The 23,974-nt window shown below is 45.5% G+C and carries 13 protein-coding genes and 1 pseudogene; 2 read left to right on the forward strand and 12 right to left on the reverse strand.

Annotated elements, in window-relative coordinates; translation table 11 throughout:
* Nucleotides 1-77: 77 nt before the first annotated feature.
* The 11 genes and pseudogenes from Q5076_RS02720 to Q5076_RS02770 form a co-directional block, all read right to left on the reverse strand.
* Nucleotides 78-1,469 (reverse strand): alginate lyase family protein, encoded by a 1,392-nt coding sequence (locus Q5076_RS02720; RefSeq protein ID WP_303010694.1) that lies wholly within the window; start codon nt 1,467-1,469, stop codon nt 78-80.
* Between the two features lie 33 nt (nt 1,470-1,502).
* Entirely contained in the window at nt 1,503-3,053 is a 1,551-nt protein-coding gene (locus Q5076_RS02725; protein WP_303010695.1) for an Ig-like domain-containing protein, read from the reverse strand.
* A gap of 40 nt (nt 3,054-3,093) precedes the next feature.
* A complete protein-coding gene (locus tag Q5076_RS02730) occupies nt 3,094-4,821 on the reverse strand; it encodes a RagB/SusD family nutrient uptake outer membrane protein (protein ID WP_303010696.1) in 1,728 nt (575 codons plus the stop codon).
* Nucleotides 4,822-4,833: 12 nt separating this feature from the next.
* Nucleotides 4,834-8,058 (reverse strand): TonB-dependent receptor, encoded by a 3,225-nt coding sequence (locus Q5076_RS02735; protein ID WP_303010697.1) that lies wholly within the window; start codon nt 8,056-8,058, stop codon nt 4,834-4,836.
* Between the two features lie 135 nt (nt 8,059-8,193).
* A complete protein-coding gene (locus Q5076_RS02740) occupies nt 8,194-8,709 on the reverse strand; it encodes a sigma-70 family RNA polymerase sigma factor (protein ID WP_303010698.1) in 516 nt (171 codons plus the stop codon).
* A gap of 696 nt (nt 8,710-9,405) precedes the next feature.
* Entirely contained in the window at nt 9,406-12,186 is a 2,781-nt protein-coding gene (locus Q5076_RS02745) for a two-component regulator propeller domain-containing protein (RefSeq protein WP_303010699.1), read from the reverse strand.
* Between the two features lie 108 nt (nt 12,187-12,294).
* A complete protein-coding gene (locus Q5076_RS02750; RefSeq protein ID WP_303010700.1) occupies nt 12,295-13,839 on the reverse strand; it encodes a glycoside hydrolase family 28 protein in 1,545 nt (514 codons plus the stop codon).
* A 66-nt stretch (nt 13,840-13,905) separates the two neighbouring features.
* Nucleotides 13,906-14,454 (reverse strand): annotated as a pseudogene (locus tag Q5076_RS02755) (beta-galactosidase); the annotation flags it as partial.
* A gap of 348 nt (nt 14,455-14,802) precedes the next feature.
* Nucleotides 14,803-17,070 (reverse strand): heparinase II/III family protein, encoded by a 2,268-nt coding sequence (locus tag Q5076_RS02760; protein WP_303010729.1) that lies wholly within the window; start codon nt 17,068-17,070, stop codon nt 14,803-14,805.
* A 14-nt stretch (nt 17,071-17,084) separates the two neighbouring features.
* Nucleotides 17,085-19,007, reverse strand: a complete 1,923-nt coding sequence (locus Q5076_RS02765) for an alpha/beta fold hydrolase (RefSeq protein ID WP_303010701.1) — start codon at nt 19,005-19,007, stop codon at nt 17,085-17,087.
* A 64-nt stretch (nt 19,008-19,071) separates the two neighbouring features.
* Nucleotides 19,072-21,003: a glycoside hydrolase family 127 protein gene (locus tag Q5076_RS02770; protein ID WP_303010702.1), complete on the reverse strand. Its 1,932-nt coding sequence runs from the start codon at nt 21,001-21,003 to the stop codon at nt 19,072-19,074.
* Between the two features lie 164 nt (nt 21,004-21,167).
* Here Q5076_RS02770 and Q5076_RS02775 point away from each other — a divergent pair, with 164 nt between their 5' ends.
* Together Q5076_RS02775 and Q5076_RS02780 are read left to right on the forward strand one after the other, a co-directional pair.
* Entirely contained in the window at nt 21,168-21,950 is a 783-nt protein-coding gene (locus Q5076_RS02775) for a HipA family kinase (protein ID WP_303010703.1), read from the forward strand.
* Nucleotides 21,928-22,311, forward strand: coding sequence for a DUF3037 domain-containing protein (locus Q5076_RS02780; protein WP_303010704.1), 384 nt, complete (start codon nt 21,928-21,930; stop codon nt 22,309-22,311). Before Q5076_RS02775 ends, Q5076_RS02780 begins: the two co-directional genes overlap by 23 nt.
* Nucleotides 22,312-22,357: 46 nt before the next feature.
* Here Q5076_RS02780 and Q5076_RS02785 read toward each other — a convergent pair whose 3' ends face one another.
* Complete coding sequence (locus Q5076_RS02785; protein ID WP_303010705.1) at nt 22,358-23,974, reverse strand: alpha/beta fold hydrolase; 1,617 nt, start codon at nt 23,972-23,974, stop codon at nt 22,358-22,360.

Genomic DNA, 23,974 nt, shown 5'->3' on the forward strand with positions numbered 1-23,974 from the left:
TATATACGAAGGAGATTAGATATTTACCTAATCCCCTTCCATAACTTTTTTTCAGTTATCGGATAATTGCACGGGAACTATTCACGATATAACATCAAAGTAGCCCAGCCTAATTGGTCGAAAGCGCCGCTATTGGAACCGTAACGATTAATCGGTTCGCCCGGACCGCCTTCCGGACGCATTTTGTCCGCCAACATCTGAGCGTACTTATATCCGCTGCCCAAACCTTTTATTTTGGCATAATGGGTATAGTAAATTTCCCATCCCGGACGGACTTCACCACGACCGTCATCGGACACCTTCGTATGGTCTTGCCCGTGATTCTTATCTGTACAAACACAATCCATGCAGTACTTATACTCATTAAAAGGTATTTTGGCAATATCAATCAGCCACGTACCGTCGGAATTATCATTCTTTATGCCGTCTGTGGCATTGCTAAGCGCCACATATTCCCCCATTTTCATCACGGCATTATTGTCAGCCGCAAAGAAATCCAATTGAGGTACGTCTTTATTATCCTGATAGAACGTATAAGCAATCTGGCAAAGATTGGCAGTTACGGCAGCCGACATCTGAGCGTGTCCCTGGTCACGCCCGCTTTCCTGGTTCTGGCAGATTTCCTCACCGGATAAAGGGTCAATATGAGTACCCTGAATCAGGTTGTTCAAAGCTCCATTTCCAACCCCGTTGTAAAAATAGTTGACAACATAGTTAATCATATCGTCATTTTCCGTCAAAATACCGATGGACAAATAAGAACACATATTTACCAAATCCCAGTTCGACCAATAATGTAAAGCGCAATTATTGCTACCTTGATGATTGTCCAGGAAATCTTTGTTTTTGGAAGCAAACACATCTACAATCCATGTTTTAAATGCATTCTTATCCGCCTCTTCCCAACCGTCATAAGTCTGCATTATTTCCGCCGCATTGGCAAAAGTATATCCCTGCGCACCTGCCGCAAGCTTGTGGTTAGCGTCATTTGACGTAACTTCCGTACAAATCGCAGCCCACTGGTTCAATATATTAATCACATTCTCGGCATATTGTTCGGTTCCGGTCAGTTTCCACAAAAGTGCCATTTGATAAGCGGCTGCCGCATCTTCCATCGCGGAGGAATAATTTTCACCTTTAAACCCGGTTCCTGTCGCATCCCCGCGCACTATCTTGGATGTCGGACTCGGAACGTAAGAAGAAATCGTATAAGTCGAATTCTTCAGATTCTCAAACTCCTCTTTCACTTTCTGCGGCGCACTTCCGTCATCCAGCATATTCTTTACCCGGTCAAAATCCGCTTGAGAAAACATTGCACAAGGATGGTTATAGGTGTACTTCGCTTCCACCGGTTCATATACTCCCTCCGGAAGTGTTAAATCCACTACTCCGAATTCATTCTCACGGCAGGAGGTCTGCACTGTTAACAACAGTGCAAAACCTATTACTCCAATTATATTTTTATTCATAGAATCTGTTTTAAACTTTAGTTATTAGTCCGATTACTTTATCACCTCATAGGTCAGGCCTTCCGACTTGATATATGCCTGTACATCCTGCAATGTCTTGAATGTCTGTATCCAATAGACATTATAACTTACCGCCGCAGGAGAAACAATATCGGCATATTTAAACTGAAGAGTCGTAAATGACGCAACGGAAGTTGTCGGAAGCAAGCCATCACCATTAGCCCATTTCTGACGGGTCAGGTCATAAATCAATACATGGCTGCCATCGCTGCACTTGTAATCATAAAGCCATTTATTATTGTTTCCGTCCAACCCGCCTGAATATTTATTGCCGTTACATGTTCCGGACGCATCAAATGTTATGTTCCTTGCAGTTACTCCCTCGTAATCTTTCACATCATCCATACGAACTGCAAAAATAGGATAGTTACCCGCATGTAACCAGGATGTCACACTTTTACATACCAAGTCTCCACGATATTTAGTGCCGCTCATCTTGGTATTGATTGTAATATATCCCTCTTCTTTATTCCATGTATGGGAATCTGCATTCGAAGCATTAGACCATGTATAATTCTCATTACGGAAAAGTTCGCGTATCAATCCTTCCGCCAAATTCAACTCAATGGATGAGCTTTTTCCGGTTTCCGGACAAGAAGCGGTAATGGTAACCTTGCCGAATACTCCCTTTGTGTTAAAAGTAACCACACCGGCTTCCACCGTAGCGATTGACTCGTCACTTGAGGTCCATTCTATCAACGACAAAGTACAATCTTCCGGTACTGTCGTAAAGTTCAACGCCACACTCTTCTCTGCAATAGCAAATTCATAACCGTTATCCGACGAGTATTCCTGGTCGATAGTAACATTCTCCGGCTGCACTATCGAATTTACAGTAATAACTTTAGACGCTACCACATCCGCACCGTCCAAAGAGGTCGCAGTAATAGTCACGCTAACAGCAGAACCTTTACCGCTATCCTTTCCTGTAACGAGCCCATTTTTGTCAACCGTAGCAACAGTCTCGTCGGAACTTGCCCATTTTACAGTCTTGTAAGTCGCGTCAGACGGCAAAATAGAAGCGGAAAGCTGCAATGTCTCTCCCGCATATACTGCATCCGCATCAGAACTAATCGTGATGCTTTCCGCACTAACCAGCGAATTGGCGACCAACACCTTCAAAGCGCTCGCCACGTCACTTCCCGAATAATATACACTCGGCGCAACCTGGATTACGGCAACACCCGTACCGTCACCGCTCACGGCATTGACCGTACCGTTCATGTCCACCGTAGCCACACTCTCATTGCTGGAAGTCCAGTTCACTTCATTATAAGTCACATCTTCAGGCGTTATCTTATAACCTAATTCCACTTTCTCGCCTTTAATTAAAGGCAATACTTTCACTTCCGTATCATCCACATAAATAAGCTCCTGCAATTCTTCCGAGATAATCATCTCAACCGATTCCGGATAAATAGCCTTGGAAAGTGGAGCTACTTCTTCATCATTGCAGGACAGGAATGTAGAAATAACCGTTGCCATAGACAGACAACCCAATCCATATTTCAATATCTGTTTCATATGTATTTTTTCTTATATTCATTAATTATGACAATTTATATCAATTCGTCCATCCCGGATTCTGTCCCAACTGCGGATTCAACTGCAACTGGTCGGAAGGCAGAGGATAAAGATAGAGTTTATCATCCCAAACACGGTCAGTATAGAGAATAAGACAACCGTCACTGCTAAGCGAACGTTTGTGGTCGGTCCAGTTGGTTTCAAACCAGGTTCCCGTCACTTTCACTCCAAGCTGGTCTTGCGGCATTTCATCCGGAGCCGTAGCCCAACGTTTTAAATCGTCGATACGGAATCCTTCCAGAACCAATTCTACGGTACGTTCCCTACGAATTTCCTCACGCATTGAAAGGTTATTCGCAGAAACCAACGCATTGCTTAATTTAGGCATATCCGGATTTACGCGAAGACGGACCAAATTCAGAGAATAATCCAATTCCGAATCCGTAATGGAACCGTTCAACTCATAAACGGCTTCCGCATAATTCAACAGTACTTCCGCATAACGGATAACCGGAAAATCATAAGATTCATAGTAATCATCCACCTGGCGTTCAGTACCCCACTTGCGATTCTGGTAACCGCTACCGGAACGTACGTTGGCAGTCAGGCAATTCTCCAAATCCGCATCTGTCCAGGTTGTACGCCATTTTCCGTCATTATTCCAATATTGCTGTCCATGATACAGCATGTTATTCCCCATACGGTTATCCCGGTTCTGGAACTCATCGGTGACTCCGGCATATTGCTGGAATTTAGATGATTTCTCAATGGGAAGACCATCTGAACAAAGATACATGTTCGCCAGTTTGCGAGTTACATAACAAGCGTTTGCCACCATGCCATGAGTCAGGTTCCACGCAGTCTTGTCTCCATTACGATGACGCTTTACAAAGATATATTCCGTATTGTCGCTTTTTGACAAGTTGGCCGGATTACATTGCGCCCCATCTTCCAAAGTGAACATATAACGATAGCTTTCATTGCCCAATTTTTCATTATAGAACAATTTATATTTCCTCCCCTTAATCACCTCGTCAGCAGCATTCTTGGCAATAGTCAGCAACTCCGTACTGCGGGAAGTGTTTGAAGCGGCATCTTTCCCGTTCGTATGGAATTTCTGCCAAGTACCTTCATACAACGCAACACGTGACAACATGGCGTAAGCGATATATTTATTCAGCCTTCCTTCCTCAGACGAGGTTTCGGGCAAGCTGCCGGCTGCATCCTGCAAATCCCTAATCACCTGGTCGATTACTTCACCGCGCTCATTACGTTTGCCGTAAAGTATTTCCGAGTCCAAATCTAAAGGTTCCATAAGGACAATCGCGTCACCGTAAAGCTGTACCAATTCAAAATGGCTATAAGCGCGGAAAAACTTAGCCTCAGCCACAGGAATCGCAATATCTGCGGGCGTATCAAAACTTTCGGCATTCTTCAACAGTAAATTAGTGTAATAAATGCGCTTATACAATTTGGTATAATTACCGTCCGTAGCCGGAATGGCATTTGTTCCCTGGCTATATATATTCATGGATGAACCGGCAACCAAGTCGGAACGGTAGTCGCTGTGCGGACTGTCTTCCGAGACAGCACGTTCAAAATCATGAGGCCAACCGTAAAACTGATTAGCGAACAACTGGAAATTCGTCGCATTATTCCATACCAGATTATCGCCCATATCCGATAACGGCTCCAAATCCATACAAGAAGTTGCCACTGTTACGAAAGAAAAAAGGCACGCAGCTTTTATATATTGTTTCAGTTTCATATCGTCAACTATTTAAAAGGTTAAATTAAGTCCAAAGGTGAAATTACGGGTAAACGGATAACGTTTTACCCCCTTAGCAGCCTGACTGGAATTACTTGTATCACGAGCCGACGCTTCCGGGTCCCATCCGTCCTTTATCTTGGTAGTTTCCCATAAATCCGCACCCGTCACATATATGCGGGCTGCTGATATTACTTTTGTCTTGCTCAATAATTTAGAAGGGAAAGTATAACCCACCGTCACGTTTTTCAGGCGGAGGTAACGCCCGTCCTGTGCGGTTAAAGAGGACGCTTGGTAATTATAATTATTGATATTGCTTTCATTGGTATATGGGGCGTAATAGGCATCCCGGTTATTTTCGCTCCACGTATTGCCTATGGAAGCGGTACTCGTATTAGTGTAATTGCTACGGAACGGAACAGTCCAGTTATCAATCGGACGATAGACAAAACGATTGGCGGCTCCCTGGAAAATAACATTAATGTCAAATCCCCTGTATTCCGCTCCCAAATTGAAAGAGTAAGAAATTTCAGGAGTATCACTGCCCAGATAAATATAGTCTTTTTCATCCAACACCCCGTCTCCATTTTCATCGCAGTACATATTATCTCCCACACGCAGGTTGGAAGGCATGCCAATACCGTTGTTGGTATAATACTTAGCTTTGTAAGCAGCCAACTGCTCCTCATTCTGAATCTTTCCGCCATACCGTAAACCGAAAATAGAATTCAGGGGATAGCCTTGCTGTGTTGATACATAACCGGATTTCAGGACTGTCGTGCCACCGTAATCCACCAGCTTATTGCGGGCAAAAGTAAAAGTACCGCCCAAGTGATAGTTTACCTCCCCAATCTTATTCCGGTAATTGAACTGGCCTTCATATCCCCAGCCTTTAAATTTCCCGGCATTAGCTTTCGGCGCGGAATCTCCCAATGTTCCGGGGAAAGTGACGCTCACCAACATATTATCGTTACGTTTCATAAACGCCTCGACAGAACCGGTCAGAGTTCCATTCAAAAAGCCAAAATCAATACCTATATTATAATTCTTGACACGTTCCCAGCTACGTGTGGTAGAAGCCAGTGTTCCGTTAGTCTTGATATAAGAAAGTTTATTCGAACCGATATATGCACCGTCATCCCCTGCCGCAACCAGATTGTAAAGCTGTACTCCGTCATAGTTTCCAATACCGCTCTGATTACCGACTTCCGCATAAGAAAGACGTAACTTCAAATCACTCAACCAATCGACATCCTGCAGAAAAGCTTCTTGTTTCATGCGCCATCCCAAAGAAAGGCCGTAGAAAAAGTCCCAACGGTTTTCGGGCAGGAATTTGGAAGAACCGTCATAACGTCCATTCAATTCCAATAAATAGCGGTCGTCATAATCGTAATTGAAACGTCCGAAATAAGAAAGATTGGCATTCTGATACTTTTGTTCGTCACCGGTCAAAGTCACATCTCCCGACCCGTTTACTATTTCTAAACCGTTCTGGACGTCTTTTACCATTACACCGAAATAAGTGTATTCTTTAAATTCATACTGCGCACCTAATGTTAAAGACAATTTATGTTTCTGCGCGAACGTTTTATTTGCTGCCAGATAACCGGAAATTGAATAAAAATCTGTCCGTGCGCTTGTTTGTGTATAAGTAGAATTCGCTTGAGTGGGGTCTGTACGTACCTCTACGTCACCCTCGTAATTATAATAAGTGACAGCATTGGAGGTCTTATTGCGAGACGCCGTACTCGTGCTATATCCTATATTAGCGTTGGCTGACAACCAATCAAAAATCTGATAGTTCAATGTTTCACTCAATGAAATAGCGGAAACCGACAATTTATTGCTCCCCCCGTAACTAGCCATGGCGGCAGGAGACCCCCATGTTCCCCATGCATAAGGTTTACCGTTCAACGATTCAAAAGGAAGTCCCGGCATAGGCAGGGTAGCGGACAAAGCAGATTCAATCTGCGTCGGAGCGACCTGTTCCTGCCGATTGTACGAAATAGAGGAATCCAATTTCAGGTTCTTCGTAAATTTATACGTATTATTCATACGGAAGTTATAACGCTTGTTGTTATTACTACCGAACTGCAAGGTAGAACCATCATATAAGTAGCTCATTGATATACGGTAAGATGATTTATCCGTTCCGCCGGAAACACTTAAACTGTGTTCCGTACTCCATGTATCGCCAAAGAGCGTATCCAGCCAATTTACGTCATCCGTAAAAACAAAATCCGCCACATCTGTAAAGTTAGTCGAACCGAACGGATTAGGGCTATAACGCATATCGAGGTAAGAACCTTTATATTTTTTCGCCAATTCCGCGAAAGTATACCATACATTAGATGTATTCTTATCATTAGTTAAAGCCGTCATCACTCCATCCGCCCATTGGTCGATGTTCATCGCCGACGGCATCAGACCCACAGTCTTTAATGTAGCGCTACCGCTATATTCAACCTTCGGTTTACCTTCAGCACCTTTCTTCGTAGTAATCAACACGACACCCCCGGCAGCACGCGAACCGTAAATCGCAGCAGCACCGTCTTTCAAGAAATTCATTGATTCAATATCGTTAGGATTTAATAAACGAAGCTCATTCACGCTTTCATATGCCACCCCGTCTATGATTATCAAAGGCTCCGTACTATTCACAGACACTGAACCGCGCAAACTCAATCCCCAACTTTCGTCACCCGGAGCAGAAGAACTGCGGGTTATCATAACGCCGGGCACTTGTCCTTGTAAAGCTTCCAACGGACTGGATAGCCCTCCTTTTTCCTGAAGCATTTTAGAACCTACTACAGCAACTGCACCTGTTAACGAAGATTTCTTTTGAGTACCGTATCCTACAACTACAACCTCATCCAATACCTCCGCGTCTTCTTGCAATACAATTTTCACAGGCGCACCACCATCCACTTTTATCTCCTGGCTCTTATAACCGATATAGGAAACAACCAATATTCCCGGATTGACATTGCTTAGTATGAAATTTCCATCTATATCTGTTATCGTACCGTTCGTAGTCCCTTTCATCAGTACACTTGCACCGATTATCGGTTCATTATTAGCATCTAAGACAGTACCCTTCACCGTTACAGTCTGCGTAACAGTCTGCGACCCATAAACTTCCGCATAGGCTTTCTGAGGTATCCCCGTCAACAATGCAGAAGCAACCACCATTGAAAATAAAATTCTTTTCGGTGAACATTTTAAGATATCGTTCATAACATTAAATTTGAGATTTAAAAATAATATTAATTTTTTATTTCTTGAGACAAAATAAGGCGTATAAATACCTCTTTTTAAATTCCGGCCTTTCTTTCCATAAGCATTAAAGTGTTTATTTCATTAATAAATAAATTATATACAATTCCGGAAGAACTCACGCATTTCACGGCGTCCCAGGAACAAGTGGTTTTCCACCGTCCGGCAACTAAGGTTCAATTCATCGGCAATTTCGGGAGAGGTCTTATTTTCGAACCGGTTTAATATATAAACTAACTTGCGCTGTTCGGGCATCGCCTGTAAACGCGCCCGTTCCATTGCCAGCAAATCATCGCCTATCACTTTCTCTTCCGTCTCATTGGTAGAAACAGAGGCGGTATCATAGATGTAACTGTCAATCTCCTGTTTCTTATAGTAACGGCGTATATAATCAGTCACTATATTGCGCGCAATAGTGAAAAGGAAATACCTCACCGTATCCGGACGAAGCATCTGCTTATAATCCAGTAGACGTACGAATACATCTTGGGTTAAATCTTCCGCTTCATAACGATGAGTGATACGACAAGTTATATAAGTCAGAATCACCTGATAATATTTTTCATAAGAACGGGTGATGATGTTGCTGGAAATGTTAGCTGTTGTATCCATAATACTATATTTTCGGTTTTAATCACAATGCAAATATAAAGGCGATTCCAGATATAAAAGTCAAAAAACAAGACCGATGAATCTCAACAAATCTCAATAGACTCATTTACGAATATTCGCCTAATTATCAACACTTTACACATAAACATACTGAGTCTCATTTTATAAAGTGAGACTCAATATACCCCAGTCAATGCATTTTCATCCGAGTTACATCCGTTCTTCTTATTCCTTCCGGTCCTTTCGCCTCCTTCTTTCACTGTATTTACCGCTCCAATGCCCCGCCAAAGCCGTTTCATGGAATACAAATATAAGACGGCAAGTTTCGTTTCATCAGAAATAAACTTGTTTTCATCCTATTATAAAGTCTGTTTCGGTTAAATGTAAACTATAAATGCAAGCTGCATTTATATAATTGAAAGCTTTGTTTTCATAAACGAATATTGCATTCATAAAAACAAAACTTACGTTTATCGTTTCATCCTACGAAAAAGAAGTTTGCAACAGGAATAAAACAAACTTGCATAAGGGGAAAAGGTAATTATCTGTTGAGAATTTACAGGAAAGGAACGGTCAAAGAAGGTTTCCCCGGTGAAAGGAAGGGCTTCCACCCCCTATCCCCGATGAATAAAGGAATATGAAGGAATGAAAGACACACGATAAGAAATAAAATCCGGTGAAAGCCGACCGAAAAAATCACTCTTCTTTGGCAGTTCCGCCTATACTGCGGATGTATTCGTTCGGAGTGACTCCCGCACTCTTTTTGAATGACCGGAAGAAAGAAGCGCGTGAACTAAATCCGCAAAGTTCCGCCAATGCAGTCAATGTGTAACGGGAATACTGGCTGTCTGCCACCATCTTCTTGAATTGAGCGACACGGTATTCGTTTATAAAATCATAGTAAGACTGATTAAGATATTGGTTCAATAGGTACGACAACGAATGTGAAGAAGTATCCAAAGCAGAAGCCAAGTCGCCCATCTTCAAATCGGGGTTAATATAAGGCTTTTCTTTCTCCACATAAGCCACCAATTTCTTATGAAGCTCCTTACATTCTTCATCAGTCAGCCTATTGGTCTTGTATTTCTCTTCGGTAACGGCAGAATGCCGGTCAGCAGTTTCTTTCGGCTCTGAAACGGCCGGAGCGGAAAAAGCGAGCAAATAACGCAGGTGTTTCCACACGTAATACCTGATGAGGAACACGATTCCTACAATCAATGCAACAAAAAGCCCCCATCCCCACCAAGGTATCATAGGACGTACCGTCACTTGACAAATGGCTTCCGACTGCTCATTTCCCGGAAGACGCACACGAAAGGTATAAGTTCCGGAGGGGAGACCGTAATAAGACACCTCATTCTGCGCTGCCAACAACTTCCAGTCTTTGTCCACTCCTTCCAACCGATATTCATACAACAAAGCGGAAGGGAGTCCATAGGCGAAATCCGTAAAACAGAAAGTCAGATTATTCTGGTTATATTTTAAAGAAGGATTGGCGAAAGGAATACCGTTAGCCAATATGTCCGTAAAAACAATCGGACGAACCGTACCGCGCACTTCGTCTACACGTTTCGGGTCGACATAAATCAGCCCTTTGGTGTTGCCGAACCACAACACCCCTTCTTCATCCTTATAAGCAGCCCCGTTTGTAAAGGTAGGCCCCGGTACTCCGTCATTGTAAGTGAAAGCGTCATACTCTTCCCCGTCTTCCTTGATACGCAACAAACCGTCATTGCAAGCCACCCATAACCATCCCAGATTATCTTCCACAACGGACATCAATGAATTATCCGGAAGTGTGGAGAAGACAGAGCGGTTCTGGAAACGGTCCATCGTTAAAGTGGATGTGAACAAGCTTCCTTTTTCACGGATAAAATAAAGCCGGTGTGCGGCATCTTCATAGATAGTACGCACCTTGTCTTTGTTTACGAATCCTTCGGGAAACACATTGGAACGCAAGCTTCGGGACGCGGGGTCATAGATACACATGCCGGTTTCCGTGGCAATCCATCCTTTACCCGTAGAGTCAAAACTCACTTCATATACATTCCCTTCCGGCAGTTGGGAATTGGCGCTGGTAAAATGTTTAATCTGTTGTGTCTGCTTGCTGTAACAGAAGAGTCCTTGTGAAGTGCCTATCCAAAGATTTCCCTTTGCATCCGGCTTCACACAGAAGATATGCCCTTTCTGAAAAAGTTCCGTATCGCCTTGGGTGAAATATTCAAGGGACAGAGTTTCAGGACTCAATACCATCATACCTCCGCCGTATGTACCGATATAATATTCACCGGCATAAAAACAGATGGTCAGTATCAAGTCCGAAGTCAGGACAGGTTTCACAAAACTTTTCACGACTCCGGCAGCTTCGTCGATATAGAACAAACCGTCACGCGAACCGATTACTTTCTCACGGCCTCTGTTCACGAAGGAACGGATGGAAAGATTGGCAGAATTGAACAAGGGAGGGTAAGCATATGTATGAAAAAGGCCGTTCTGGTAAAGCGAATAGTCCAAGCCCGCCTGAAAATGTCCCACCCAAACAGTTCCCCTGTCATCTACAAACAGCGAGTAAACAGAGTTACTGCGGATTCCCTCCTTGTCATTTACATCATGATAAAAACGGCGTACCACCTGTTGGTCCTTATGAGAAAGAAAATGGACGCCATTGCCGTCTGTGGCTATATATACGTTTTCCTCCCCGTCTCCGGAGATATCGGAAATAACATCGCAACCTAAAGATACGGTATGGGAAAATGTCTTCTTTCCAATGTCGAAACGGACTACTCCCTGGCTCATCGTCCCCAGATAAAGCGTTTCCCCGATACGGGTCAGGCACCGGAAATAATCGGCTTCGGGCACGTTCTCCCGAAAATGCCAGGAGCCTGTCTTACCGTCTTTCAGCGAATAGGAGAACAAACCCTGCACCGTAGCCAGCCATAATGTACTCTTATCTTCATTCAGGCAAATATCCATGATTCTGTTACAGGCGGCCAGCATATTAGGGTCTGTCAGCACTTGCCGCAACTGCCCGTCTTTCTGGATAAACAATCCTTTTTCCGTCCCTATATAAAGCATATTGCCGTCCGCCAGCAGCGCATTGACGGCAAAGTCTATCTTTTCGGGCACAATTCTGTCTAATTGGTTGTTAGTGCGGTTCAGCCGCCAAAGCCCGATACCATTGCCTACCCAAAGCTGATTATCGGCAGTCTCAGTAATGCAGTTCACCCGTTTCTTCCGCCCGGACTCCATTCCCCGGAATTCAAAATGCCGTACTTTTACCCCGTCGAAACGGTCGAGACAATTATCGGTTCCCAACCACACGAAACCTTCTGAATCTTTATAAATAGCATTCACCAACAATCCGGAAAGACCGTCGGACATTACCACATTGCGAAACGTGTAATTCCCCGCTTGCGAAGTTACTCCGCAAGCCCAATACATGATAAAAAAAATCAGATATTTAATCGTGCCTTTCACCTATCAACAGTCCCTTTCATATTAAACATGTGACAAACTTACATAAAAATCTCCAAATGAGAATATTTCTTTTATTAAAATGAGAAAAATCCCGCCCTGATATTGCCCTTACTGTTCTATTTGAACTGTCAACTTCGAATCGATATGCGCATTCGATACTTTATGTAAAAATACCTCAGGTGATGAGTTTTGCCCGGCAGTCAGTTGCTTCACATACATTTCATCCACATCCACTGCTATGACAGGAATACGAGGTTCCGGCTTTTCTGAAATAAATGTTCCATTATTCAACGTCAATTTCGCTACATGTCTGATAAACAGCCCGAAACTAGGAAGATTCTTCCATACAGTAGGCTGTGGATAGCCTTTTTCATCTTCAATGACATCTCTGAAAGAAGCCCAGTATTTATCCGGATACATGTTCTTATCCATATCATGCCGCTCCCCCTTTATAAGTTCTTTTGTCAGGAAATTCCCTTTTACCAGACCGCCCTTATTTACAAAATGAAGATTGCTCAGATAAATATTCTCTATTTTATGTCCGGGAATGCCAGTGATGGAGGAACAAAAATTTCCGGTACCATAGGCAGTTATATTACTGATTTGAATATTCCTCATGACTCCCACCGGAGGTACGGGAACGCTGTCGATATGTTTGCGTCCCCTGTCAGCCAAACGGACATACAGAGGACATTCGGTCCCTTCAATCAGTATATTATCAATACTCACTCCTTCCATCACGCCTCCATCGACAACTTCCAGAGAAATAGCCGTTATGCCGGCAGGAGTTGACTGAATGATTCGTTCACCTGCAAAACGGCTCGGTTTCACTATGCAATCCGAAATAAGGATGTTGCGGAAACCTCCGGTAGACTCCGTCCCGCATTTGATTGCATTGGCAAAACTACTGACAATGCAATTATTTATCACAATATCCTCACAAGGAGCGGTTCCTGTGCTCTTCAAAACAATGCCGTCATCATCGGAGTCGATAATACTGTCGGACAATATAAATCTGCGACAACCGTCAATATCAATACCGTCATTGTTTCCGTTAGCATGGTTAAAGACTTTAATATCTGTAACTGTCACATCTTCACAATCCAAATAATGCTGGTTCCAGATAGCAGAATCAAGCATGGTTATCCCAGAAACAGATACATTTTTACAAGATATGAAAAGAATATTACGCGGCCGACCGTTACAGTCTCCGGCAACTCCCTGAACCCGTCCCTTCCTGCCTCTGCCTTTTCCATCAATCGTACCTTTTCCCGTGATACTTATATGGTTGGCTTTTTCGGCATAAATTAATGCAGACCATCCCCCGGCATCTTTCAACGAACGATAAGCGGCGGGTGGTAAAAGAGGAAAATCGGCATAGTCATTGCTAGCTTCCAATACGGCTCCGCCGGACAGGTGCAGTTCTACATTATCTTTCAAGAAAATGGTACCCGACCGGAATCTTCCGGCGGGAATTACCACTTTTCCTCCTCCATTCCGAAAGGCGCTATCAATAGCTTTATTTATGGCTTGCGTATTTACCGCCAATGTATCCGCGCCATAATCCAGAATATTATAGACCCCGTCTATGCTTCGGGCAGATACTGTGACAGTGTATGCCATAAGTATCAATAATACCAATTGTCTCTTCATATTCGCTATACGTTTATAGACAAATACGAAGAGGCAATCTCATTTACTCAATCTCATTTGAATTATTTACCGGCCAATCAATTCAATCATATAACTATATGTATATTTCTTATCAAGCAGCCTATATTGGTTGTGCGGATACATTCCCCAACTATTATCACCTCCCAGCCCACGCTGTTTCAAATCTATATGCAAAAATATATTCTTTCGGGGGACAATGTCAACAGTATGTTGCAGTTTACGGGTAAGTCCCGGGTCAAGGTCTTCCGGTGCAAAATGCAGGGCAGAAAATGCAATAGGCTGCAAACCAGTGATTTTCACTCCTTGCCCGTCATTATCCAGTAAAGACAACCAACGGACATCTGTTTTGTTACCGGTCAGACCAATACTTCCCGTCACAATGACAGAACCATTGTCACGTATCAAATATTCCATAACATACGGAACCCGGATGTCACTCAATATCCAATTAACCTTTACAGACAACCCCTTCTTATTTTTTTCGTCTATTGTCACACTTTCCACATAACGGTTGACATGAGCAGTTCGCCAGACACCTGTCAGAGCCGGCATTTTATTCCCGAAATCATTATCGACCGGAGCACGCCAGAAAGCGATATGTTCCAATTGCTCCGTCAAACCGTTCCACAGAACTTGCCGTACCAATCCAGACATACCCTAAAGAATCTTTATAAAAAGTACTGACCATTAAATCAGAAAGACCGTCGGTTTCGGAAAGGCTACGAAAAGAAAGAGAAATAGAATAAACAGACAAACTTACAAATAACAGACAAAGAGTAAGAACAGGCTTCACCGTATATCGTATTAGATTGCGCATAGGAGACTCATATTTAACAAAACAATGCAAACCTACATAAAATATTTCAGATTTCATGTAGGTCTGCACAAAAACAGAACACCGGCTTCACTATAAGTTTCCGGAGAAAATCCTTTCCCTTTACTTCACAGTCTCACCTTTACCTGTGTCCCCCGATAGACAACCGGGATTTTCTTATCATTCACTTCTACGGCTGCAGGTTTGCCGGCACTTCTGAAAACAGCATTCATCTTCGGCTGTCCGTCCAGCCAGAGCCTGAGTTTCTTACCTTCCGTTTTCCGGATGGCAAACAGCTTGGAGAGTGATGAAAAATATGTTTCGCCGTCCCGCCTCAACGCGCTTCCGTAAGCGATGAAGAAATCTTTAGCATCCTTCGCTTCCGTACCCTCCGGATAAGAGACAGCAAACATATAAGCGTCGGTCATCCAACCGTCCGGCATAATCCACGAATTACTGTGCATCAGTCTTCCATCAGCCAATTGATTGATATACAAATCGGTAATTTTACCTTTATGGCGGATACGGAGACCTATCCAATCCTGCCCCTCCCTTCTTTCCATTTGAGGCAGGTCTTTTTCATCGGGAGTATCTTTCAGGATAATGGCAGTCAATCCTTTCACCCGGTTCACCTCTGCGGGCAAATGGAAAGAATAATAAGTTTCCGTACCTTTCAAGTCTTCCGTAGGAGCTTCCAGCTCTTCCCAATACAAATCTTCGGGATAATCATGGACAAAATCGGACTTAGCCAGCATGCGGGGATACAGAGGACGAATGACTACCGAGGAATTTCCATTCGTCACATTCACGTCGATGCCGGATTTCTTATAAACGCCGTTGGTGTGCCACAACCATTCAAACTGTCCTATCTTATGCGTCTTCAAGTCGTCAATCATATAAATCACATTATCCATCCAGAGGAAATGGCGGAAATTGCGACTGAAATTGTCAGAAACAGGACCGGTTCCGTTCGCCAGCACATATTTCACATCGCCCGCATCCAGCAGATGATGTAAGTACCCTCTCAACATAGAACCGCCGTACTGCTGCTCGCGCGACTGTCCTTTCCCGTTGAACAGCACTACATTGTGCGCCTGACTTTGAAAGAAATAATTGCGATAGGCAGGATTCGGATACCAGCAGTTTCCCGCATCCTTTATGATATCCACCCCTTTATGGAAAAGGATAAAAGAATTGGCATCCGCATGAGAGTGGTTCCAGGTATGGCCGCTCTTCACGGCAAGCATTGTGGCATCCTTTTCCCATGAGTCACGCATAGTGGCCCAACCGAAATCCGAAAACAGTTGCGAAGTTTTCAGTTCGGGAGTTACGGGGGCCTTACTCAAATCAGGCGTATAAAGAAAACCCGTCGGACGGTTCAGGAAAAAACCGTCGCGGTGCTGGCCTTGCTCCACCTGAGTTATATACCACAGAATAATCGGGTCTTTCAGTCCCAACGCATACAACAGCATCATACTGGATTCCGCCGACACGTTTTTGTGGCTATCTCCGAAATTCAGACTATACAGCATTCCCGTACGCGGATAACAGACTTGGGAAAAGTAGTTCGGCAGTTTCGCCAATTGAGGAATATCACCGGGATTCTGCCCGGGATGAGTATTTATCCACGCTATCCGGAACAGCAGGGCTTCCTGAATGCCAAAATTCGCATAATTCAGACTTTCATACATTCCACCGGACTCATCGAAACTCTTCGCCTTCTGTTGCAACACATCACCGGCAAAATCAAACCATTCGGGAAGAGACTCGTGAAGTTGCTCCACCCATTCCCTTGCTTCCGGAAGTTCATTTTGAAGGCTCAATGCCAATAATCCGCCCTGGCACACACAGGAAGTCCACCAGTTATGCCCCATGGAATTCAAGGAATGAATGCGGGAGGGTTCTAATAACCAGTCGCCCAAAGCCGGTTCTACCGCCAACCGTTTCAAGCCGCCGGCTATCTTTTTCCTTTCCGAAGAAGACATCACGTTATAAGCTGCATCATATCCTAAGGCAGAAAGAAAACTCTTATGTGCCATGCCCAGTTGGGAACGCCACACGGGGATACGCGCCATCATCTCCATATCTCCCCATGACTCGGCTTCCACTGCTTTCAAAAGGATTTCTTTAATCACATCCGCATATTCTTTATCATCCGTCATCAGATAGGCCAACGAAAGATAATCGAGCCGGTTGAAGTCTTTCTTCCGCAAAGCCTCATCCGCAGCCTTTTTAATATCTTCCCAGGCTTTCTGCAACTCCGGTTCATTCTGCATGCGCTGTTTCACCTGCTGAATGCGTTGCGGGGTATATAAAAGCGAAGGATGTTTTATCTTTTGCGCATATACGGACATTGTAAACAACATTCCGATTAAATACAGGATGATTTGTTTCATGGCATTCATTTCTTCTATTTTAAACGTTCAATATTGATTAAAAACTCTTCCAGAACCACATTAAACTCTTCCGGACGCTCCATATTCATCATGTGTCCGCAATCCTCAATCACTTTCAACTTCCCGTTAGGAAGATAATCGAGGATTTGAGGTTTCTTTGAGAACCGGTTATCAGGCGAATGCCCTTCCACAATCAAAGCCGGTACGTCAGGATGGCTCCTTTTCAATCTTTCAATGGCATCCAGCCCCGCTACCACCCGCACTTCCTTATGCAAGGGTTGCCATGCGTCCCATTCGTCAATCATCCGCCACAAAGGCGCGCGCATCCGTTCACGCCGGCTTCCCCCGGATTTCATCAACCCCTCAAACCACTCCCGTTTCATGACATCCACCCCTTTCTTTTTCAAAGCAGCAATTTCTTCGTCGCGTTTCACGGCTTCCTCTTTTGTCATAGGCTGGCTCGGTCCTTTGGACTTCCGTATGTTTCCACTGGCTAAAAAAGCGGACAACATCCGTTCCGGGAAATACGCCAGCATATCGGCAGTGACGAACCCGCCCAGGGAAAGCCCGACAATATGCGCCTTCCGGATATGCAGGGAGTCCATCAAAGCAACCAAATCCTCCGCATGCGTGAATTGATAATCTTCCGTTTGAGGGGAAGAAACGCCGTATCCCCTCAAATCATAACGGATAACGCGATAATTTTTCGCAAACACAGAGAATTGCCCATCCCACATACGATGGTCGAGAGAATGTCCGTGAACAAAGATTAGCGGTTCGCCCCGGCCCGCCTCTTCATAATACAAGGAGCCGTTTCCTACCTGAATACGTCCCTGCTTCACAACGGACGGATTGCCCTTTACGATTTCCGATACTGTCCGTGAAATGACCGGGCTGCCGAAAAAAGAAGAGAAACCGTCTTCTTTGACGGACGAACCTGCCACATGGGCAATGAAGAATCCGTAAACCTTATCGCGTTTATTGAGCCACGGATAAGCGCCGGCCCATCCCGGAGAGCTTATCTGAAAAGCTTCACCTGTTTTTTTATCTACCAGCTCACGCCATTCTCCCAATCCGTAGATTCCGTTATGAGATTGTCCCAATCCCTTCATCACATAATTATCAGAAGGGATTGCCGCACCCCTCACCTGGTCGGCCTGCATCTCTTTCACCGTTTCCGCCGATACAATCCGCTTGCCCTCATACGTCCCGTCGTGATAAACCATAGACAGAAAACGCATATAATCATTCAGTGTGGTACACAGTCCCCCTCCCAGCATAGGCGCATGGCCGCCCTCCGTATTGACCGGCGTGAAATGGGAACTCTTCATACCCAAAGGTTGCGCCAGCAACTCCTGAAAAAGGGTTTCGAACTCTTTCCCCGCCGCCTTCTCCGCCATTCTTCCGGCAATCTGCATGGCAAGTCCTCCATACTCAAAACGGCTTCCGGGAGCAAAGACCGTATCCAAAGGAAGGATTTCCACAATCGCCGAATCCAGATGATTGTAGTTGTCTATACGAGGTTCCGGAAGATACGGGCGCACCCCCGAAGTATGGGACAATAATTGCCGCAAAAGGATTTTGCCTTTGGCATCTCCCTTAAATTCCGGCAGCCACTTCTCTACCGGGTCTTCCCATCCTAAATCCGTACGGTCGACTACCGCCCCGACCACGGTTGCCGCCACCCATTTTCCGGCGGAAGCGACATAGACTTTCGTATCGGACGTATAACCGCCGTAATCTTTCCGAAAAACTACAGAGTCGTTCTTCACCACGCAAACGGATGCTCCGGGATAATACCCCTTATCCACCCATCCCCGTATGAGGGAGTCCAGAGGCGAGAAATCATACAGTCTTTCCCTGCCGGGCGACACCTTGCAGGAAACGGCAAAAAAGCAGAGGCACGCAAAAGCGGCAATTAACAAGCGGCTGTTCATTTTGTCATTCGTTTAATTTTTCTTTATTTTCCTTTATTTCCGACAGACCTGTCACGAATACACCCTATTCCGGCTGCAAGTCCCAATATACCACATAACGCTGGTGATGCAAATCATAAAGCGGACGAATCACATCTCCCTGCTCGGTCGTAAACTTCAATTCATCCCCCTCACGCTGCAATGCACGTTCCGGATGCTTTACGTCTATCTTCAACGAAGTACGCAGCCCGGCGGGAACATGAAAATCATAAGTATAATAGTCATTATAAAGAGCGGGATTTGAAAAAGGAGCGGGCGCCTGCATGCCTTCAGTTCCCCGTTCTCCCGCCAATACCAACGGCCCGTACAGTAAAGCCGCCTTAGCCGGATTATCCGGAGTAGGCTCCAGCCTGAACTGCATCGGATAAGTCACAGCAATCCGGTCGCCTTCTTTCCATTCACGGGTAACGGCAATATAAGAACCCGGTTTCTGCCTGACGGCTATTTTCTTGCCATTCACCGATACTTTCACATTTTTGCTCCATGAAGGATAGCGCAGGTAGATAGTTGTGCGGACGGGTTTCCCGGTATGCAGGCTGAAATATGTCGTTTCATCCTGCGGGAACTTCGTTTCCTGACGCAGCGTCAATCCTTTTTCTTTCCATGTCACTTGAGAAGGGATAAACAGATTTACATATATGCCTTGACTATTGTGGTAATAAATGGCTTCCCCGTATTTGGCATGGCTTTCAAATCCGCTGCCGACACAACACCAGAAAGAGTTTTCCTTAGTGCTGTACAACTTGTGAGAGCCGGAAAGCAGAGGCAGGAAATAAGCCACCATCCCGGTTTCGGGGTCTTGCTGTCCCAAGATGTGATTGTACAAAGCCCTCTCGTAATAGTCCGCGACAGATGCGTCGGCCGTCCAACAGAAAAGGTGGCGGCTCAGTTTGAGCATATTATAGGTGCAACAAGTCTCTCCGGTATAACCCGTCAGATGCAGGGAGAGTTTCTCCGGGTCAAAGTAATGTTCTTTGTCGCTGCTACATCCCGGCGCAAAAGTATGGCGATCAATCATCGTATGCCAAAAAAATTCCGACAGTTTTTTACTTGTCTCGTTTCGGGTCAATTCATAGTTGCGGGCTTCCGCTATCACTTTCGGGATGAATGTATTGGTATGCTTCGTCCCTAAGTCGTCACGAGACTCTTTCAGCGGGTCAATCACGTCATTGTGATAGAAGTATTCCGCCAGCCAGCGGTAACGCTCATCCCCCGTCACCGAATACAAGTTGTAAAACGATTCGTTGATACCCCCGAATTCATTGCGAATCATAAGCCTGCGGGTTTCCTCACCAAGCGGTTTCAGTTTGTCGTATGCCCAGTCGCCCATACGGGTTACGATAGCCAACGCTTTCTGATTGCCGGCATACAGGTACTGGTCTATCAGGCCGGAAAACAGCTTATGCAAAGTGTACCAGGGAGCCCAGACACTCTTTCCCCGAATGTTCCGGTTTATCAACTCTTCGGGCCATGCACTCAAGTACCCGTTTTTCAACGCATTCTGCACTTCCTCCAGCCCGTTAACCAGACTGTCGCCTTTTAACTTGAAGATTTCACTGCCGGTAGCCGCATACATCAGACCGAGTGCCGAAAGCATGTGTCCGGTGGTATGTCCGCGAAGCTCGCAATCCAAAGACTCCCATCCGCCGAGCTTCTTCACGGTCATATATCCGCCCTCGCGCCCGGCAAACACGCCGGCATTGGTACGGAAGCTGTGTAACAGGCGGTTGACGTCTATTGAAGTCATCCAGGCGGAATCCCGAAGCATATTATCACGGAAACGGCTCGGCAGCAGACGGACGTCTTTCAGGTCGAAACTTTCTGCCTGTACCGGAACGATTGTCTCTTTCTCCAGTTTTCCCCGATGTTGTCCGGGATATACGGATTGAGCGGACATGACACCCGGAAATACCGATGCCATCCCTAATAATGTCGTAACTAAAACTTTTTTATTCATATTATTTCCATTTTTTACTTATTAGATACGAACAAAGCATTTCAAACACTCAAAGCCGCAAAATTATTTAATAAAGCTGCAATTCTTTAATTTAACGCGCATTTTCTCATAAAATTCACTCAAAACATCCTATCTTTGATTCCCGAAACAAAGAAAGGAGCTGCATGGATTTACGAACGGCAAATGTAACAAGATATATTCTTCCTCTGCGTGAGGGAGGCTCATTGCCCGCTTTAGCCGAAGCTGACGACGGATTCAAGTATGTAGTAAAATTCAGGGGAGCAGGACACGGGACGAAAGCGCTGATTGCCGAGCTGATTGGTGGAGAAATAGCCCGTGCACTGGGTTTCAGAGTCCCCGAAATAGTCTTTCTGAATTTGGACGAAGCCTTCGGACGGACAGAAGCGGATGAAGAAATACAGGATTTGCTCCAATGGAGCCGCGGGTTGAACATAGGATTGCATTTCCTTTCCGGCTCACTCGCCTTTGATCCGGCAGTACACACGGTAGACGGGAAAACCGCCTCGCAGGCAGTATGGCTGGACGCCTTGCTGACCAATGTGGACCGCACCGTCAAAAATACCAATATGCTGATGTGGCACAAAGAACTGTGGCTGATTGACCACGGAGCTTCCCTCTATTTCCACCATTCCTGGGCTAACTGGCAAAAGCAGGCGCTTGTTCCTTTCGTACAGATAAAAGACCATGTATTGCTGCCGTCCGCCGACAAACTGGAGGAAGTAAATACCGAATTCAAGCGACTGTTAACTCCGGAAAAGATACGGGAAATTGTCAATGCCGTCCCCGACGACTGGCTGAACCGGACGGAAGGAACGGAAACGCCCCAGGATTTAAGAGAGGTTTACATCCGTTTTCTGGAAGAAAGAACCAAGCATTCCGAACTATTTGTAAATGAAGCGCAACATGCAAGAAAGGCACTTATATGAATACGCAGTCATCCGTTTCGTTCCCAGAGTGGAACGTGAGGAATTTATCAATGTAGGGATTGTGCTGTTCTCCAAACAAGCCGGTTACCTGAAATCCCTCTATACGGTAGATGAGAACAAACTGAAACTGTTTTCTTCCGAGTTGGATACCGGTTGCCTGAAAGAAGGATTACGGGTATTCGATAAAATATGTTCAGGAAACAAGGAAGGAGGGGCAATCGCCGGTATGGATATTCCCGACCGGTTCCGATGGCTGACTGCGGTGAAAAGCTCCTGCATACAAGTATCCCGCCCGCATCCCGGACTCTCGGCCGACCTGGACAAAACATTAGAGAGATTGTTCGGGGAACTGGTTCTCTGACTCTCCCCCGGACAATTTTCCAAACCGGCGGCAGGCGGCACACCGTTTAACGGGCAGTGATATAAAAGCTCTGTTCCACGGCATCGGCTGTCTGTACTTTAGGCTCTACGCTACGCCCGTACTGCCAGGCCACAACCGTGACTTTTACCGGAAACTTCGCACGAGGAGGAATCGGAGTGAACACAATCCGGTCACCCGCTATTTCCGCCGGTCCTTCCTTTATATAATAGTAAACCGGAAGTCCTGCATCCGAAGTGCCATTTAAAGCGACTTCTCCGGTCGAAGCCTTGACGTCCCGCAGCTTGGGAAAAGTGATATGCTGCGGCATTCCTTCCTTATTCCGGTAAGGAATGCGGATTTCCACTTGCTGGACAGCACTCCGATATATATCATCCTGCTTTACGGAAGCCATCAGGCAGATGTTTCCCGTACGTTTCGGATTATCCAGTCCCATCCGGTAGAAACGGACCGTAAAAGTGGTATCATCCACCACTTCCACCGGACCGCAGATTCTCGACACTCGAATCGGGCGCTTGCCGTGCTCTTCCGAGTACGTCCTCCTCAGCGTATCTGTGTACACAGCTTTCAGGCGGAAGGTGACTCCATCTTCTTCGGGTTGGAAAGAGGGTGACATACGTACATGGGATTCCGGATTGAAAGTTACCAGTTTCCCTTTTTGCTCGAAACCGATGTATTGTTCCTTCTTTCCGCGTTCGCCGGCATAATACTTTTCCGTAGCGTCTGCCATTTCCTTATCAAAATACCAAAATGCCTGCTCCTTGTTTCCTTTATACTTATCATATGGAGCGGCATCGGCTGCGGGAATCTCATTTTTTCTCCAACGGTCTGCGAGCCAGCCGTCTTTGGCTTCCACAGGAATCAGTCGGACCGGAGCATCCAAAGGAGAGCGTTCCGGCAATCTGTATCGTACGGCCTTTTTCAGAAAGAGGGAAAGGTAGTCGACCAATTCGTCGGAAATATCGAAATGCCCGTGTCCGGCATCCGCAAGGAATGAAAGAGGGGCGTTCGGATATTCGCGGCGATAATCGAAAGAGGTTATCAACCGGTCTTCCCACCATTCGTCCTCTCCCATTACCATCAAAGAAGGAATGCCTTCAATCGTGCGGTTTCCCCAATCCAGATTCGCACGTCCGTAACCCGTCAGATGAGTCCTGGGCGAGTCACCGTGGATAGACAGGACGGCCAAGGTGCGTCCGGGATTCCAGGCGGCAAAGTTCCACGGATAAGTCGCCATTGCCGAGTGGCCGACAGGAATGACCGGCGCAAATTCCAATTCCGCATACCCGCTTATTTCAGACAGGTTTTTCATCATCGTCTCAAAGATTTGCTGCGTGCCTTTCGTTACATCCCAGCGTTGGTCTATTCCGGGAGTTATCCATATCTCCGCAATCCCAAGCTCGCTCATATTTTTCCGGAACTCCGGATGTTCGAAGATAGTCTCTTCGGTCATGTTATGTTGCCCTACCACAACGGCACGGACTTGCCTGCAATTCTCCGGTATCCACAGGTAAGCGGACGGATGCGCTTTCGTTTCTTCCGAAACCAGCTCTTTTATCTCTACCGACCATTGCCAGGGAGCTGCCGGGACCGGGGCTGCCTGCAGCAATAAAACAAACAAAGCCGCAAAAAAATATCTACTCAT

Origin of the sequence: uncultured Bacteroides sp. (assembly GCF_958445495.1) — a bacterium.
GTDB lineage: Bacteria > Bacteroidota > Bacteroidia > Bacteroidales > Bacteroidaceae > Bacteroides.

What these genes read in the sequence shown, in the direction of transcription:
- Q5076_RS02740 (WP_303010698.1), bottom strand. Translation starts at nt 8,709, where the DNA reads ATGGATACAACAGCTAACATTTCCAGCAACATCATCACCCGTTCTTAT.
- Q5076_RS02770 (WP_303010702.1), bottom strand. Translation starts at nt 21,003, where the DNA reads ATGAATAAAAAAGTTTTAGTTACGACATTATTAGGGATGGCATCGGTA.
- Q5076_RS02765 (WP_303010701.1), bottom strand. Translation starts at nt 19,007, where the DNA reads ATGAACAGCCGCTTGTTAATTGCCGCTTTTGCGTGCCTCTGCTTTTTT.
- Q5076_RS02760 (WP_303010729.1), bottom strand. Translation starts at nt 17,070, where the DNA reads ATGAAACAAATCATCCTGTATTTAATCGGAATGTTGTTTACAATGTCC.
- Q5076_RS02720 (WP_303010694.1), bottom strand. Translation starts at nt 1,469, where the DNA reads ATGAATAAAAATATAATTGGAGTAATAGGTTTTGCACTGTTGTTAACA.
- Q5076_RS02735 (WP_303010697.1), bottom strand. Translation starts at nt 8,058, where the DNA reads ATGAACGATATCTTAAAATGTTCACCGAAAAGAATTTTATTTTCAATG.
- Q5076_RS02785 (WP_303010705.1), bottom strand. Translation starts at nt 23,974, where the DNA reads ATGAGTAGATATTTTTTTGCGGCTTTGTTTGTTTTATTGCTGCAGGCA.
- Q5076_RS02775 (WP_303010703.1), top strand. Translation starts at nt 21,168, where the DNA reads ATGGATTTACGAACGGCAAATGTAACAAGATATATTCTTCCTCTGCGT.
- Q5076_RS02750 (WP_303010700.1), bottom strand. Translation starts at nt 13,839, where the DNA reads ATGAAGAGACAATTGGTATTATTGATACTTATGGCATACACTGTCACA.
- Q5076_RS02725 (WP_303010695.1), bottom strand. Translation starts at nt 3,053, where the DNA reads ATGAAACAGATATTGAAATATGGATTGGGTTGTCTGTCTATGGCAACG.
- Q5076_RS02780 (WP_303010704.1), top strand. Translation starts at nt 21,928, where the DNA reads ATGCAAGAAAGGCACTTATATGAATACGCAGTCATCCGTTTCGTTCCC.
- Q5076_RS02730 (WP_303010696.1), bottom strand. Translation starts at nt 4,821, where the DNA reads ATGAAACTGAAACAATATATAAAAGCTGCGTGCCTTTTTTCTTTCGTA.